Raw genomic sequence first — 14,917 nt, 5'->3', positions numbered from 1 at the left:
GAACATGCGGTGAGATCGAAGCGCTCGCGATCGGATGGTCGCGCTGTTTGCTACCGGCAAGTGATTCCGGTACACCGCGTCGTTGAACGCTCAACTTAGAGGCTGACCGTCCATCGACGTCATCCGCCGGTCGCCCTTCCGTCAAGCCCGGCGGCCGGTTCCCTCGTCGCTATCGCGAGACGAGGGTGAACTGTCGCTGCTCGTGAGCGCGCCGCGCAGAGGTACAACGCTGGGAGCTGCACCTGTGGAACAGTTACGTGGTGGGATCAGTAGAGCAAGATTGGCGACGGGCGCGACCGTGGCGGCGGCGGGTCGGCAGCGCGACGGTCGGGCCGATGTTCACGACCGCGCTGGTGACAGCGGGACTGTGGCTAACCTTCGTTCCAGTCTCGATCATCAGCGGCGTCCGGAATGAAGATGTTTGGACGGCAATCGGACGATTTGCGACCGACACTCTCGGCGGAACGATGAGCACCCAGGAAGCGATCCTGGCGGTACTCGCGGCTATCTTCATCGTTCGCGTCATCGACCGCTCCGCAGGAGCGAGCCTCGCCGAGGTAGCTGGTGTCTGGGCAGTAGCTCTCGTGCACTGTCTCGCGGCGCTTGTCGTCGACGCTGGCATCTTGAACATCATCGGAATTTCACAGCAAGGTAAGGGCTACGGGCAAATTTGGGGAGCAGCAGTTCTGTCGATCGTCGCCGTCGTCCTGGCCTGGTGGGTGGACGCCGGCGTGACGCTTCGACGTGAAGAACAGCTCAGGCGCACGGAGGCGGAACTGCTGACCGTGTCAGAGTCACTGCATCAGCGTGCTGCACTGCTGCAACCGACCCGTCGGATTCACCGCGGGTCTCGTCGCCGCTTGATAGTGATCGTCGTTGCGATATGGGTCTTGGCAGTCGCGACGGCGATGGCCGTCGCACTTATCGGGCTGAGGCCCATCACATGGCCAGATTCTCTGCTGCTGTCGTCGTTCTTTGGGGTGACTGCGCTGTGGGCGACGTTCTGGGCTGTGTTCGTAACTGCTGCCTTCGCATACCCGACCGCCGTTCGTTCGACAGTATGGTCGATGTGGGCAGTGACCGTTTTTGTTGTCGGATATCCGACGGTCATCATCTTTACGGTCGACACTCCCGCCGGAGCTATTCTGTTCAGAATTGCCGTGCTCACCTGTGTATTGGTGCCGTTTGCGCACACACTGTCTGCGCTTCGGAATCGGTGGGAGCTTCGGTCTGCGCTCGTCGCCGTCGAACTGCGCCGTTACCGCCGCCGACGCTGGTTGCTACTTCGCGACTACTACGTCCTACGAGGCATTCCTTCGGAGGCGCAGGCGTCGAAGGCTGGGCTGCGAACAAGGGTGCGACGCTGGCTCCAGCGAATAGTCACGGGCCGAAGCGGACGCGGCTCATGGGTACCCCTGCAGACGCAGCGTCCCGCAGACGGCGTCGGATCCCGAGCGTGGTGGGCCAGCGCTGGAAAGCCACCCATGTACCTCCCCTGAGCGCGTTTCAGTAGATCCTTCGACCTCGTTCGTGTTCTCCGTGAGGCTGCGCCTCGGCTACACCCTCGAGGTGTCTGCGCGGGCATGGAGTCGGCTGCTCAGCGCCTCTCAGCGATTGTTCGACACTAGCGCCGAACCCGCTTCGCTTTGCGCTGATATATGAGCAAGTACGGCAGCGGATCGGCGCGGGCGCTGCCGTGGAGGAGTGTCAGCACCCGAGCCGAACTCTCGGCGTAAGTCGACGCAAGTAGGCGAGTTGCGGGTCAGCTTCGGCTGGCGGGGCGTCTTCACGTCGGTGGTCCTCCCAATCCGGACTACGTCGGTCAGGACGGCGTGGGCTACGCTCCCGACGACCTACGAGCTGGCAGTTAGCGCGAGATGATCCTGGGAACCTTGGCGGGGAGTGCCCTTCGCCCTTCGGCTGGCAGGAAGTGCTGCTCGTTGTCGTAGTCCTCGCCGGTTGTAGCAGAGGGCCCGGAGGAGCGCAGACGATGCGGAGCAGCCCGCCGTCACCTTTGGCTAGGGTCGACCAGCGGGGTGGGGGTCGACTGAGATATCAGCGACGGTTCGAACCGAGCCGAATGCGATCGCGGCCTGACCAGAGCGGCGTTTCGCGCCGGGCACACCTCGAACCTCTCTGGATTGTGCCCTGACTCGCCACTAAGTCATCGCATGCGAATGCATGAGGGTTGCTAAGCTTCCGAAGCATCAGACGAAGCTCGGGGGCCTCATGGTCGACTACTTATACGAACAGCTGGGAGCGGAAGACTTTCAGAGGTTCTGCCAGGCACTCCTACTCAAGGAGTACCCGCATCTGCAGTGCTTTCCAGTGGGTCAGCCCGACGGAGGCCGCGACGCGCTCAGTCGAGGTGATGGAAACCTTCCAACCATGGTTGCCCAAGTCAAGTTCAAGCGCGAGGACGAAGAGGATAACGCTGACTGGATGATCCAGGCTCTCGAGGGTGAGAAGCCGAAGATTGAGTCGCTCAGCAAGCGCGGAGTCGAACGCTATCTCATGGTGACCAATGCGTCGGGCACTGCGCATCTGGACAAGGGTCGTATCGATCGCGCGCAGGCCTGGCTGGAAGATAACTCTCCAATCCCTGCCGAGGTGCTGTGGCGCGACGATCTGAGTCGGCGTCTGGACGGCGACAATGCGATTAAACTTGCATATCCTGGACTCCTGACCGGTGAGAATGCGCTGAGTATCGTCTACGATGCAATGTTTGCGCCACAAAAGAAGCACCTTGCTGGTGTGATCAGAAGCTTTGTGGCGGAGCAATATCGGATTGACTCGAATGTCAAGTTCCGCCAAGTGGATCTTCAAAATTCACTGACCGCGTTATTCGTCGATGTGCCAGCGAATCTTGAGATGCTGATGGCGAAAGTCCAGCGATCAGGACGAGCGGACCAAAAAAAGATTCGAATCATGTACGAACTAATTTCGACCGGCGGTCTCCGCGGGCGGTACGATGATTCCTTAGCTTTTCAAGTTGCAGGGACCGCCGATCTCCTGCTTTCCGCGAGTCTGCAAAGCGTGGCTCCGAACCTAGTACTGCAGGGTGCCCCAGGCCAAGGCAAGTCCACGCTAGCTCAGTACGTCTGTCAGGTGCATCGGGCCCGCCTCCTTGAGAAGATCGAGTTCCTGGATGGAATTGATCGATCGCACAAGGAAGCGCCATTTCGCTTGCCAATGAAAGTGGATCTCCGCGATCTAGCTGCATACCTCGATGGTCAAGAATATATGCGGCATCCCGCAGAGCCCATCGACAGTAACCGAACGTTGGAGCGATTCCTCGCTTCCCTGGTGGCGATTCAAGGGTCGTCCGACTCCTTCACCACTGATGACCTCCGGCTCGTTCTTACGGATGCACCAGGCCTTCTATTCCTCGATGGTCTTGACGAAGTGGCTGACCTCCCACTCAGGCAGAGGTTGCTCGAGAAAGTCGGGGCAGGACTCGGTCGACTTGGGGATGCGGGAGCCGATCTCCAAGTCGTGATAACGAGTCGCCCGGCTCAACTTGGTCAAGGGATGAAGCTACCGGAAGGCTTTTTCCGGCTGAATTTGGCCCCCCTTGGGCCCGACACGGTGCAGCAGTACGCAGGAAAGTGGACGCGCGCCCGCTCTCTAGACGAGAACCGAGCTAGCGAGGTCATCTCAATCCTAACTGGAAAACTGGGTCTTGAGCACATTCGCGAACTGACGAAGAATCCGATGCAGCTAACAATTCTGCTGACACTTATCAACCGCTTTGGTCAGTCTCTACCCGACGAGCGGACCGGGCTTTATCGCGAGTATGTCAGTCTCTTCATGATGCGCGAAGCGGAGAAAGACGAGGTAGTCGCCCGCCACAAGGGGCTGCTCTTGGATGTCGTGGAATACTTAGCGTGGGAGCTCCAGAGTTCAGCGGAAGCCAATGCTAGCGCTGGAAGCATCAGCGAAGCGGATCTGCGGCGTCTGGTCGCGGAGTTCATAGATCGAACGGGACGGGATCGCTCGATCCTTGCTGAGTTGTTCGAGCAGGGCCTCGAGCGGATATATGTTTTAGTCACTCGCATCGAGGGTCTTTACGAATTCGAAGTGCAGCCTCTCCGAGAGTATTTTGCGGCGAGGTACTTGTACTCAACGGCTCCCAGTCCGACATTCCGCACGCAGGTTGTTCACGGCGACAGGCTGCAGCGCTTTGAAGCAATTGCGGCCAATCCATATTGGGCAAACGTGACGAGGTTTTACGCCGGTTTCTGGGAGCAGGGTGAGGTGGTTGCTCTCTCGGCAAGCCTCCGCGAGCTCATCAGCAACGCGGACATGGAGTCTGGCATCAACGCTCGCGCTGTGGGCACCGCCTTGCTCGCAGATCGAGCGTTCGCCGCCCGTCCGTTTGTCCAGGACGAGGTAGTCGATGCGATTTTTGACCCTATCGGTGTGCATTTGGCAGCCCTTACAAGATTGAATGGCTACGAATTGATTGCTCTCGCCCGTGAATGTGGACGAGATCGATTGGCCAAGATTATTTTCCACGATCATCTCACGGAGGACCACCAGCCGGGGTACGGTGCTATCTGTAGCCTCCTATGGCGAAATGGTGGTGCGGCGCTTTCGGATGATTTCCGAGCCTGGATTGTTGAAGCTAAGGGGTCTGAGCGAACGAGGCGAATGGCGATTGCGGCTGCCTCAAATGGCTTATCTAAGCTCTCATTGGAGGCGATCGGCGACATCATCGATGGCGACGGCGAGAGTGATGCCTTCAATCTGTACCGGCGTCGGAGTTACGCACTGGAGAACCCGTCCGACTCCGTTCTCACTGCGCCAGGAGTCGTGGAACAGGCTTTCCAGGAAATGCTCGATTGGGGCGGCTATCCCGTTCCATTGCCCCGTACCGATGTGCAAGCTGTTGCTTCCTTGCTTGCGTCTCCGTACTCCTGGGCGCATAACGACTACTCCGAGCTGAAGCCGGTATTGCCTGCGCCCCACGGCGCTGTTGTCGCGAGTGTTCTCGACCGTCTGCAGCGGGAGCGTCACACCGTGATGGACATTGGGGAGCTTGTGGGGGTAACGGCGGACGTTCTTCTGGAGTCCTTCGGGGACCGTTGGGGTGTTCTCCGCTTCGCTCTCGAATTCGAAGGGATGCTTGATGCGAAGCGCCCGCGAGCGGGCGGTGCATTGGACGATTTGCCGATAATGGGCCAGATCTCGCGAGCTCGGCAGTGGCGGGGCCGTCCGAGTTGGTGGGCGGAGCGCATTCAGGGTCAAGACGGTCCGCGCCGACTTTTCTGGCTAGCGGTGCTACTTGGTTGGGGGCCATCGTCGCAGGTGGCCGCGGCGCTCGGAACGGTAGAGACAGAGGTTGCTGCTCTTGGTCGTGAAGATGCTGAACGCCTGGAAGAGGTGCTGAAGGCCATCTATCAAGGGCGGCGAGCAAGGGCCGGACGGCGGCGGTCGCCGGTGCCGTTGCCGTTAGCGGCTAGCGATTTACTAGCGCGACTGTTGGTTGTGGCGTTCGGAGTTGACGGAGTCGTCGGGCTGCCAGCTCGTGCTGCCGAGAATGAAGCACTGGGTGAGTTCATTTCAGGGAGCCGAGTGGCCGCGGACCTAGAGAAGTTCACCAGCTGGTCCGATGTTGCTCCCCGTGCTCACAACCGTTGGTTGGCGCTACTTCAAAAAGCTCACGACCTTCGGGTGACGGTCAGCGCCGACACTCATCGAGCGTTGCTCGACCGGAATTCGATGCCGCCTCGGTGCGCCTCCCGAATCGTGGCGGACGCAACTCGCTACGACCACGAGTACGTCTCTGCTGCGGTAGGCGCGCTTCAGATTGCGCATGTCCCTGATTCTGTTCGCGCCATTGCCAAGCGGGAGTCTTGGACGTTCTAGCCATCGTCAGCGGTAGGAGTGGCGGCCGTGGCTCAAGATCACTTCTGTCGCCTACGAGCACGTGGAGTAGCCCGCCTTGATCATCATGAAGTCCAACGGGTCAGTCAGCAGTGTGCTGAACGACACGTTCCGCCCGCTCCCGGACCAGGTGCGACGCAGCCTCGGCCTTCTCGACAACGACGACCACTTCGCGTGGCTCGTCTTCTCCGCGCCGATCGACGACCAGACCTGGCGCGCCGGCCCGCAGTCGGTCATCGACGAGTACGGCGACTCCTACCTGCAGGCCGGTGGCGCCGCGGAGAAGATGAGCGTGGAGCTGCGCCGCCGCGAGGACGACGGCGAGTACCGGTTCTACATCGTCGGCCGTGACCACGACCTCACCGAACCGCTCACGGAGACCATCGACGTGCAGGCTGCGCACGAGCCTCGGCATCCTGCCGAGCTGTTCACTGCCGACCAGGCTGCGCCGGTGTTCATGCACTACGTCGAACACCAGACGGTCCCCGACGGCTACACGCTCCGTCTCATCGACGACATGTAGAAGGTGGCGACGCCACCGTCGCGTGTCCGCGACCGTGTGCCGGACAGGAGGCGCGGTGCCAGCTGGTACCGCGCCGCCTGTCCGTTGCTGCTCACGTGACCGCGTGCAGTCGCGCAGCCAACCGCGTTCGGCCAGCCCTGGGCAGGGGATGGTGCTGGGTCCGGATCACCCGAGGGCGCCGCCCCAGAAGTTGTGATCGCTGAAGACGACCGTCACCGGGACGGCCTGCGCCCGGTCGGTCACGTACCGGTACACGCTGCCCGGACGTCCGAGCCACAGCACCTGCGGGGTCGTTGCGGTCGTCGCCACGGTCCGGAGTTCGACCATGTACTACCCGGAGGGGATCTGGAACTGCGCCGTCTGCTTGCTGTCGAGCAGCGTCGAGAACCGGGTCGAGAACGACGCACCGGTCGTCGCGTTCGTCACCGTGACGGTCGCGCCGCTCAGTTGCGCCGACGGGCTGCGGGACGCCGAGGCGGCGTAGACGACCAGGTCGTAGTCGCTGTGTGCGTAGTGCCGTGACAAGGTGACTCGGGAAGCCGGGAGCGTTCCTCGCTGCTGGTACACCCGGGTCTTCCAGACGGCGGGCGACGCCGTTCCACTGGCGTAGGCCTCGATGCGGTACTTCCCGGTGCTCAACCCCACGAACCGGTAATGGCCCGTGCTGTCCGAGGTCGTCCGGAACACCTGCGAGGTGTCCTCGTTCCAGGCGTACATCAGGCGACCGGCGGCGGGTCCCGTCGGGCCGACCACACCGCCCTGCACGGTGGCGCCGATCACGAGCGGCACGGTGACCGCGACTGTCGAACCGCCGCGGACGGCGATGCCCGAGCGGAGTCCAGGGGCATAGGTCTCCGTTCCGTGCGGCGGGAGCTGCCGCGTCGTCACCGTGACGGTGTCCGGTGCGGGGATGCCGGTGAACGTCGCGGCACCGTCATCGTCGGTGGTGGCGTTCCCGACGACGACGTCGGTGCCGATCGCTGCGAGTTCGACGTCCGCCAGCCGGATCGCGGTGCCGTCCGGCGTTGCGAGCTGCACGGTGATCGTTCCGGATCCGGCCGCAGTCGCTGGTGGTGCGAGGCCGATCAGCGCGCCTGCTGCCAGCGCGACGGCCAGTGTCATCCCCGTGATCAGTCGCATCGCGTTCCCCGGTCGTTGGCCAGCCGTGCGTTGCCAGGGACTGTACGCGCACGGCGGGCGGGCGGGCGGTGGGGCAGGCACATCGCAGCAGCGGTCACGCGGAAGCCGTCCCGGCTTCGACAAGCGTCACGAGGTCCGGGTCGCGCCGATCGCCCAGACGCGGGGCGGTTCTGCACCGTTGACCGCATGGTCACCGATGATCCGTGCCTTGAACACCCACGGGTTGTGGCTGCCGGCGGTGCGAGCGTTCCGCCAGTGCCGGTCGAGGTTCTTCGTCGTGCTCACCCCGGACGCGGCGAGCGCGTCGAACAGGTGCGAGGTCGCCGTCGTCGCCAGGGTGGTCAGCGCCACCTGCGCCTGCGCGGTCGCGAGTTCGGCGCGGTCGTTGCGGCGCTCGTCCTCGGCGGTGTCGAGCCCGGCTCCCTCGTACGCACCCTGCAGGGCTGCGGCAGCCCGGTCGACGATGGCGGTGGCGGCGAACCCGGCCGCCGACACCTCGCCGACGACCTGGAGGATCTGCGGGTCCGACGCGAACGTGTCGGCGTTGCCGTGGGAGAAGACGCGGGTGCGGTTGCGGACCGCGCGCGCGATCTCCCGCTCGGCTGCGAGGACGGACCCGGCGAGGACGCTCAACAGCACGCCCTGGTAGAACGCCGTCTGGTACTTGAACCGCTCGTCGAAGGGGATCACCGCGTCGGCCTGCACGACGGCGTCGTCGAAGGTGCTGGTACCGGAGCCGGTGGTGCGCTGCCCGAACCCGTCCCAGTCATCGGTGTGCGTGACCCCGGGCTGGTGCGCGTCGACGATCGCAATGACTCGCTCGCCGGTGTCCGTGCGCTCAGCGTAGGTGTCGATCCAGTCGGCGAAGATGCTGCCGGTCGAGTAGTACTTCTGCCCGGTGATCCGGAACGTCCCGTCCGCCTGCGGGGTCACCTTCGTGATCACGTCGCCGACCTGCACCGACCCGACCTCGGTCCACGAGTTGCCGGCGATCTCACCGCGGCCGAAGCGGTCCAGCCACCCCTCGCGTTCCCCGGTCCTCGCGACCAGCCGGTCCTCCACCAGCGCGAAGTGGCCGCGGAGCGCCTGGGGGATGTTGCTGTCAGCGGCGGCGAGTTCGGTCAGCAGGCGGAACAGCTGGGGCAGGGTCGCCCCGGCTCCGCCGTGGGCGACGGGGACGCGGACGGCGCCCAATCCTGCGGCGGCGAGTTCGCGGATCTCCTCGAACGGGAGGCGGTGGTCGCGTTCGCGCTCGGAGGCGCCGGCAGCGATGCGGTCGAAGATCGGACGGAAGCGGGCGAGGAGCTCGTCGTCGGCGCCCTCGTCGATCGTGCTGTCGGCGGTCTGGTTGCTGATGGTCACGAGGACTCCTTCGTGGTCTGGGTTGCTACCTGTCGCGTGGTGTGGCGCCGTGTGGTGTCGATTCGTCCGGTGTGAGCGGACAGCCCGACCAGATGTGCGCCATCGCGAGACTGTGGCATCGCCGAACGCCCGCGAGAAGGGTTGTGTCGATGTGTGTCGGAGGGTGACTTCCCATGAAACGTGACCACGCTGCGACGCCGTGAGCGTTCGCAGCAGCGCCTTCGCGGTGCTGCGCGTGTGCGACGGCCGCGGAGCCCGTCGGACGAAGACAGGCATGCTCCTCCGAGAAGCCCGCGTATGCCGGGCTCACAGAAGCGCGCGTCAATGAGGGAGCACGCACCCGCCAGAGGACCGGCCGCTGCCTGGCTTGGTGTGGGCGAAAGCCGTGGTCTCGGCGCTGTTCACCCCGGTGAGGTTCAGGCCGGCGGGGTCGTCCCTGCGCCCTCGGTGTCGTCGGCACCCGCAAGACCTGTCCCGGCCTGATCGAGGTTCTCGTGGGGGTCACCCATGTCTCCGGTCGCAGCGCCGGTGCGGGACAGCCCGAAGTGTTTGCGGACGGCGTTCGCCTCGGCGGGATACAAGGTACTTCCGGCTCCGAGGGACGGCGCGCCCTTGATCGCGTCCTTCGTGTACCCGACGTGCACGTCCGTGCCGTCGAACGTGGCGTCGTCGGCGGGGACGAGCGCCTGGTGTCGCCCGAGCAGTCCCGTCGCGACACAGACGTAGGCCGCACTGCCGTCCTCGTCGGAGGGGAACACCTGCACGACCTTGCCGACTGACACGCCGTTGCGATCCCGGACAGTCGCACTCTCGACCTGGTGGATGACGCCCTTGGTGATCATGAACGTAGTCAACGCCCTCGAGTCTGACGCTTCGCAGGCGCCGTCCTCCAGGCCGGGGGTGAGGACCTGTCCTTCGGGGTCCGAGGCCGCGGTGGTCCGATCAGTTCCCTTCGGCGTTCGGCCGGCTACTGGGAAAGCTGGGTGTTGCGGACCTCGGGGCTGCCCAGTTGCGACCCGTGTCGCTGGCGAAGTCGAGTTGCCCGCAACACGCACGCCGCGATCAAGAGCGCCATGACGACCCATCCGGTGATGGCGAGCGGCCCGACAAGGCGTTCGTCAAAAAGCGGGAAGAGGATGGACTGGTACGAGGCGAAGCTGTTGAGTGCCGCATGGGCGAGCACGCAGGGCAGAAGCGATCCACTCGCAAGCCGGAGCCAGCCGATCAGCACGCCCGCGCCGACACAGCCGATCATCATCATGAGGATCCCGAGGGGATTGCGTTCCTCGTAGTTCAGGCCGAGCAGGATCGCGGGAGCGTGCCAGAGACCCCAGATCGCGCCGCTCACGCACAGCGCCCATCCAGTGCCGAGCGGCAGCAGTTTCGGGAGGAGCCAGCCGCGCCAACCGACTTCTTCGCCGGTCGCAGCGATCGCGGTGATGGCAATCCCGATCGGGAGGTTCAGCAGTTGCAGCAGTGCCAGGAGTGCCATCGGCATCGGCGGTTGCTCGCCCGTGACTCGAACGATGAGTTCCTTCGCCACGGAGTGCTCAGGGTCGAGCTGCACCCACCCGAACAGCATCCCGAGGCCCCAGCTGCCGGAGATCAGCACAACAGCTCCGGTGATGCCGGCGAGAGCGAAGCGCCAGCCTTGACGCGTGAAGAATCCCTTCAGCCCAAGCTCAACCAGGATCGCTCTTCCACGGCGACGTTGGAGCGTGACCGCGACCAGCAGTGCTGCGAGACCCGGTGTGAACATCATCGCCACGGTCGCGATGTACGCACCGGGGCTCCCGATGGGGTCCGAGAGGTCCGCGCTCGCCTGGATAGCTGGCCAGAGCAGCACCCACGGGGCACCGTACGCCAGCAGGACGAACATGCCGACCGCACTCCAGCGGACACCCCGCGGGCTTCCCAACATGTTCTCCCCCGTTCGCTTGAGTGCGCCGCGCATCACGGCAATCGGCTCCCTTGCCTTGGCGGAGGAGCCTGAGCGCCTGCGGATCAACTTACTGAAACAGTCACCTGGAAGGCAACATATCAAGCTTCAGACGCCCCTGGGGGTGGTGCGAGACGCGGTGTCGTTATCCGCCCCCTGGCGTCAATGGTGGGGTCGAGGGCCGCGCACGCGGAGGGCGCAACATGGCCGGGGGCTCTCCTTCACTCGGAAGAGGTCCGCCGGGGTGTACCGCGGTGATCAGTGGGCCGACGGGAGCGCCGTGTCGACGAGTTCGGCTCCCACGATGTCTGCTTCCGCAGATGGCGCGGGTGCGCCTGGAATTTCAACGATGCCCCCGAAGTCCCACTGTTGTGTGAAATACACGCTTTGGCCCTGCTTCGGGTAGAGTCAGCGTTCGGACCGGGGTGGGCCTGAGGGGGACGTCATGGGGAAGATCGAGTTCGACGCAGCGGCGGCAGACGCCGTCGTCAGAGCGGCCACGTCGGCGAAGGACGAGCTCCGCGCTCAGTCGGGGGCTCGTCGGTCCGCCGTCGAGGAAGCAGCGGCTGACTTTTCCGGGTCCTACGCGGACCGGTTCACCGAGTCCGCCTCGACTGAGTCGACCGACCGGGGCAAGTTGGCGTCCGTCCTGGATGACCTCGTCGGTCAGGTGCGCGACGCCAAGTCCTCCGCGCAGGCTGAGGAGGAACGGCTGGACGCACTCGATGCTTGGAACGAAGCCGAACGCGAACGCCAGCACGCCGCAGCGACCTCCCTGCTCGCCACCACCACTGTGCCCCCAGTCGCGATCCGTGCGCCGAAACCGTCGGAGGTTGCGGTCCGACCACCGTCGATCCATGCGGCGTTCGCGCCTCGGGAACGCAGGCGGTCCGGAGGTGGCACGGGACACGGTCGAAGCTCGGCGGACCCGGCACGACTGCGCGACTTCAGTATCGTCAGCCGGGCGAACGACGCGGCTGCCGAGTCAAAGGCCGCAACGCTCGCCAGTGCATGGACTGCGTTCACCGCTTCGTGTTCCTGGGTGCCGATCGAGGGGTGCACCTTCGTGACTGGATTCGATCGCTTCCTCGAGGAGAACAGAGCCGATGCCGCATGGATTGACCGCATCGCGGACGCGTTCGAGCAAGCCGGGAGTGGCGGATCGCTGGCGAACGCCAGGATCGACAAGGCGACCGACGACGAGCTCGTCCGCGATGTTCAGCGGCTCTTCGCCGACGACTTGACCCCGACCCAGGTCGCGGCGATGTGGGCGGATCTCGGTCTGACGAGGGCGGACGCTGCGGACCTCGCACTCCTCCCGACCTCGGTGCTGACCGCTCTGGGGAATCTCGAAGGGGCGCCGTACTGGGCGCGCGGAGCTGCGAACGTCGCTGTACTCGACCGCCGGATCGCCTCCGCGAAGAAGTTCCTGGACGACCTTGGCCGCCCGGACCGCATCTACAGCGCGGAGGCGCGCAAGAACGCCGAAGACCTTTCCGCACTCGAATCGATCAAGGCATCACTCAACCCCAACGGCCGCAAGGGCCAGCGAAGCCTCACGGTACTCAGCGCAGACCATCCGCCCCTGGCTGCGGTGTCCATCGGAGATCTCGACGAAGCCACGAACGTCACCTGGGCGGTGCCGGGGATGGGATCGAGCACGGGCAGCATGACCGATTGGGCGGATGCCGCTCAGAACGTCTACGGCGAGCAGGCAAAGGCCGCTCCCGCAGGACGCGGCACCACGAATGCCGTCGTCGCGTGGATGGGGTACGAAGCACCGCCCGTCCCGCCGGCGAGCACCGCCGTGTTCGGCAGCGACTACGCGAAGGCCGGCGGCGAGAAGCTGGCCGCGTCGATCAAGGGCCTCGACGCGACGAGAGCCGGTACCATGCCGACGGTCAACGTCCTCGGACACTCCTACGGCACCACGACCGCGTCCTACGCGCTCACGACCGAGGGCGTGCACGTGGATTCGTTCACCACCATCGCTTCGGCTGGGATCCCGGACAGCATCCACGAAGCAGACGAAATCCACGCGGATGCGGTGTACGCGGGGCAGGCAGAAGTGGTGAAGCCGATCATCGAACACTGGAGTGGCGACGAATGGGCGGCGGTCGGGCGTGACTTCAGCTCTGACCATCATCAGGATCCGACTGCTCCGGAGTTCGGCGCGACGAGCTTTGGCGCTGACGGGGCGCCCGGCCTCAAGCCCGTCCGCGACCACGGCGTGCACACCTGGTACGGCGGCGGTTACCTCGATGAAGACACGCAGTCGTTGCAGAACGTCGCGTACGCCACGACCGGACAGCCCGAACGATTGACGAACTGATCATGCCGATTTCGCGGAAGCAAAGTGATCTGGAAGGAACTCCCAGATGAAACCACCACGGGCGAAAGCCGTCTCCGTCCTCCGGGCGACAGGAGCCGTGCTGCTCGCTGTCGCCGTTCTCACTGGTTGCAGCGAAGGGTCTGGCATGAACACGAAAGAAGCGAAGCAGTCCATCGTCACGTTCGTCGAGGGTTCGACCGACGTGGTCGGTGTTGGCTGGGAAATCAGCGACGGTCCGGGGCTCGGGAAGTGCGGCCGGGGTCTTGGGCAAGGGGGCATCCAGTACGTCTACGCCATGGTCCGCTCCGCGAGCGCTAACCCGAAGGCTGACGTCGAGGCGGTGGAGCAGCACTGGAAGGAGCTCGGGGTCACGACCGAGCGGTACCAGACCGGCGGCGAGGACCCGATCCTCGGCGTCCGGGGCAGGGGCGGCCCGGTGAGCTCCTCCGACTTCCGTGCGGATCCCCGCGGGTACACGATCGACGGCAGCTCGCAGTGCATCGCTGGGGACTTCGAGAAGATGAGCCTCGACAGTCAGGAGTGACGGCCGCGACCTGACCACCGGAACCGAGCCGCGCCTCCAAACCGGCCCGAGACGCGAGCCTCTACCGGGCGCGACATGGAAGACGGCCCGCCCCGTAGCCGAGGCGAGCCGTCCGGTCGGACCTGGACGCTAGCGCGCAGCCGGCACCGCCGTGCCGACGAGCTCGGCCCGCACGATGTCCGCCCCAGCGGACAGCGCACCGAGCTTGTCCAGCGCGGCCCCACGAGCGAGGGGAGCCATCCCGCAGTTCGAGCTCGGGATGAGCTTGTCGGCATCAACGAACTCGAGCGCCCGCCGCAGCACCTCCGCGACCTCTTCCGGGGTCTCCACGGTCTCGGTCGCGACGTCGATCGCCCCGAGCATGACCTTCTTCCCGCGGATGAGCTCGACGAGGTCGAGGGGAACGTGGGAGTGGATGCACTCCAGCGAGACGATGTCGATCGATGACTGCTGCAGGAGCGGGAACGACTGCTCGTACTGCCGCCACTCGGCCCCGAGCGTCTCCTTCCACTTGTTGTTCGCCTCGATGCCGTAGCCGTAACAGATGTGCACGGCGGTCTCGGCGCGCAGGCCCGCGGTGGCGCGTTCGAGTGCGGCCACGCCCCAGTCCTGCACCTCGTCGTGGAAGACGGTGAAGGCGGGTTCGTCGAACTGGATGATGTCGACGCCGGCGTCCTGGAGCTCGCGGGCCTCTTGGTTGAGGATCGTGGCGAACTCCCACGCCAGCTTCTCGCGGCTCTTGTAGTGCTGGTCGGAGAGGGTGTCGATCATGGTCATCGGGCCGGGGAGCGCCCACTTGATCGGCCGGTCGGTCTGCGCGCGCAGGAACTTCGCGTCCTCGACGAACACCGGCTTCCGGCGACTCACGGCGCCGACGACGGTCGGCACGGCTGCGTCGTACCGGTCACGGATCCGGACGGTCTCCTTGCGCTCCAGGTCGACGCCGTCCAGGTGCTCGATGAACGTCGTGACGAAGTGCTGGCGGGTCTGCTCGCCGTCGCTGACGATGTCGATGCCGCGGCGCTCCTGCTCGTGCACGGCGGAACGGAGTGCGTCCTGCTTGCCCTCGGTGAGTGCTGCGCCCTGCAGGTTCCAGGGGGACCAGAGCTTTTCGGGCTCGGCGAGCCAGGACGGCTTCGGCAGGCTGCCGACGATCGAGGTGGGGAGGAGGGACGTCATGCGGGTGCG

General features: G+C 64.8%; 11 protein-coding genes. 5 read left to right on the top strand and 6 right to left on the bottom strand.

Going from position 1 to position 14,917, the window contains the following annotated elements; all coding sequences use genetic code 11:
- Positions 1–335 precede the first annotated feature (335 nt).
- From M4960_RS07410 to M4960_RS07400, 3 genes are all read left to right on the top strand, one after another.
- On the top strand, positions 336–1,499 hold the full coding sequence (locus M4960_RS07410) for a hypothetical protein (RefSeq protein WP_248703900.1): 1,164 nt from the start codon (positions 336–338) through the stop codon (positions 1,497–1,499).
- Between the two features lie 889 nt (positions 1,500–2,388).
- A complete protein-coding gene (locus tag M4960_RS07405; protein ID WP_248703899.1) occupies positions 2,389–5,871 on the top strand; it encodes an NACHT domain-containing NTPase in 3,483 nt (1,160 codons plus the stop codon).
- Between the two features lie 76 nt (positions 5,872–5,947).
- Positions 5,948–6,412 carry a hypothetical protein gene (locus tag M4960_RS07400; RefSeq protein ID WP_248703898.1) on the top strand — a complete coding sequence of 155 codons (465 nt, stop codon included), beginning with the start codon at positions 5,948–5,950 and terminating at the stop codon, positions 6,410–6,412.
- Positions 6,413–6,577: 165 nt separating this feature from the next.
- Here M4960_RS07400 and M4960_RS07395 read toward each other — a convergent pair whose 3' ends face one another.
- The 5 genes from M4960_RS07395 to M4960_RS07375 all read right to left on the bottom strand — a co-directional run bounded on the left by M4960_RS07395 (position 6,578) and on the right by M4960_RS07375 (position 10,793).
- The gene (locus tag M4960_RS07395; protein ID WP_248703897.1) at positions 6,578–6,739 is read right to left on the bottom strand and encodes a hypothetical protein; all 162 of its coding nucleotides are present in this window, start codon (positions 6,737–6,739) and stop codon (positions 6,578–6,580) included.
- A gap of 3 nt (positions 6,740–6,742) precedes the next feature.
- Positions 6,743–7,552, bottom strand: coding sequence for a carboxypeptidase-like regulatory domain-containing protein (locus tag M4960_RS07390; RefSeq protein ID WP_248703896.1), 810 nt, complete (start codon positions 7,550–7,552; stop codon positions 6,743–6,745).
- Between the two features lie 126 nt (positions 7,553–7,678).
- A complete protein-coding gene (locus M4960_RS07385) occupies positions 7,679–8,914 on the bottom strand; it encodes an acyl-CoA dehydrogenase family protein (protein WP_248703895.1) in 1,236 nt (411 codons plus the stop codon).
- A gap of 416 nt (positions 8,915–9,330) precedes the next feature.
- A complete protein-coding gene (locus M4960_RS07380) occupies positions 9,331–9,756 on the bottom strand; it encodes a hypothetical protein (protein WP_248703894.1) in 426 nt (141 codons plus the stop codon).
- A 125-nt stretch (positions 9,757–9,881) separates the two neighbouring features.
- Positions 9,882–10,793, bottom strand: coding sequence for a CPBP family intramembrane glutamic endopeptidase (locus M4960_RS07375; protein ID WP_248703893.1), 912 nt, complete (start codon positions 10,791–10,793; stop codon positions 9,882–9,884).
- Positions 10,794–11,298: 505 nt separating this feature from the next.
- Here M4960_RS07375 and M4960_RS07370 point away from each other — a divergent pair.
- Entirely contained in the window at positions 11,299–13,185 is a 1,887-nt protein-coding gene (locus tag M4960_RS07370; RefSeq protein WP_248703892.1) for an alpha/beta hydrolase, read from the top strand.
- Positions 13,186–13,330: 145 nt separating this feature from the next.
- Positions 13,331–13,729, top strand: a complete 399-nt coding sequence (locus tag M4960_RS07365) for a hypothetical protein (protein ID WP_248703891.1) — start codon at positions 13,331–13,333, stop codon at positions 13,727–13,729.
- Positions 13,730–13,858: 129 nt separating this feature from the next.
- Here the strand turns inward: M4960_RS07365 and M4960_RS07360 are convergent, their stop codons facing one another.
- Positions 13,859–14,908: a methionine synthase gene (locus M4960_RS07360; RefSeq protein ID WP_248703890.1), complete on the bottom strand. Its 1,050-nt coding sequence runs from the start codon at positions 14,906–14,908 to the stop codon at positions 13,859–13,861.
- Between the last annotated feature and the right edge of the window lie 9 nt (positions 14,909–14,917).

Origin of the sequence: Curtobacterium sp. MWU13-2055 (genome assembly GCF_023242305.1) — a bacterium.
GTDB lineage: Bacteria > Actinomycetota > Actinomycetes > Actinomycetales > Microbacteriaceae > Curtobacterium.
The sequence above is the reverse complement of the archived record's forward strand: the minus strand, read 5'-3'. Positions and strand labels throughout refer to the sequence as shown.

Coding starts and splice junctions, on each gene's coding strand:
- M4960_RS07405 (WP_248703899.1), top strand. CDS start 2,389: ATGGTTGCCCAAGTCAAGTTCAAGCGCGAGGACGAAGAGGATAACGCT.
- M4960_RS07360 (WP_248703890.1), bottom strand. CDS start 14,908: ATGACGTCCCTCCTCCCCACCTCGATCGTCGGCAGCCTGCCGAAGCCG.
- M4960_RS07375 (WP_248703893.1), bottom strand. CDS start 10,793: ATGTTCGTCCTGCTGGCGTACGGTGCCCCGTGGGTGCTGCTCTGGCCA.
- M4960_RS07370 (WP_248703892.1), top strand. CDS start 11,299: ATGGGGAAGATCGAGTTCGACGCAGCGGCGGCAGACGCCGTCGTCAGA.
- M4960_RS07380 (WP_248703894.1), bottom strand. CDS start 9,756: ATGATCACCAAGGGCGTCATCCACCAGGTCGAGAGTGCGACTGTCCGG.
- M4960_RS07365 (WP_248703891.1), top strand. CDS start 13,331: ATGAACACGAAAGAAGCGAAGCAGTCCATCGTCACGTTCGTCGAGGGT.
- M4960_RS07390 (WP_248703896.1), bottom strand. CDS start 7,552: ATGCGACTGATCACGGGGATGACACTGGCCGTCGCGCTGGCAGCAGGC.
- M4960_RS07395 (WP_248703897.1), bottom strand. CDS start 6,739: ATGGTCGAACTCCGGACCGTGGCGACGACCGCAACGACCCCGCAGGTG.
- M4960_RS07410 (WP_248703900.1), top strand. CDS start 336: ATGTTCACGACCGCGCTGGTGACAGCGGGACTGTGGCTAACCTTCGTT.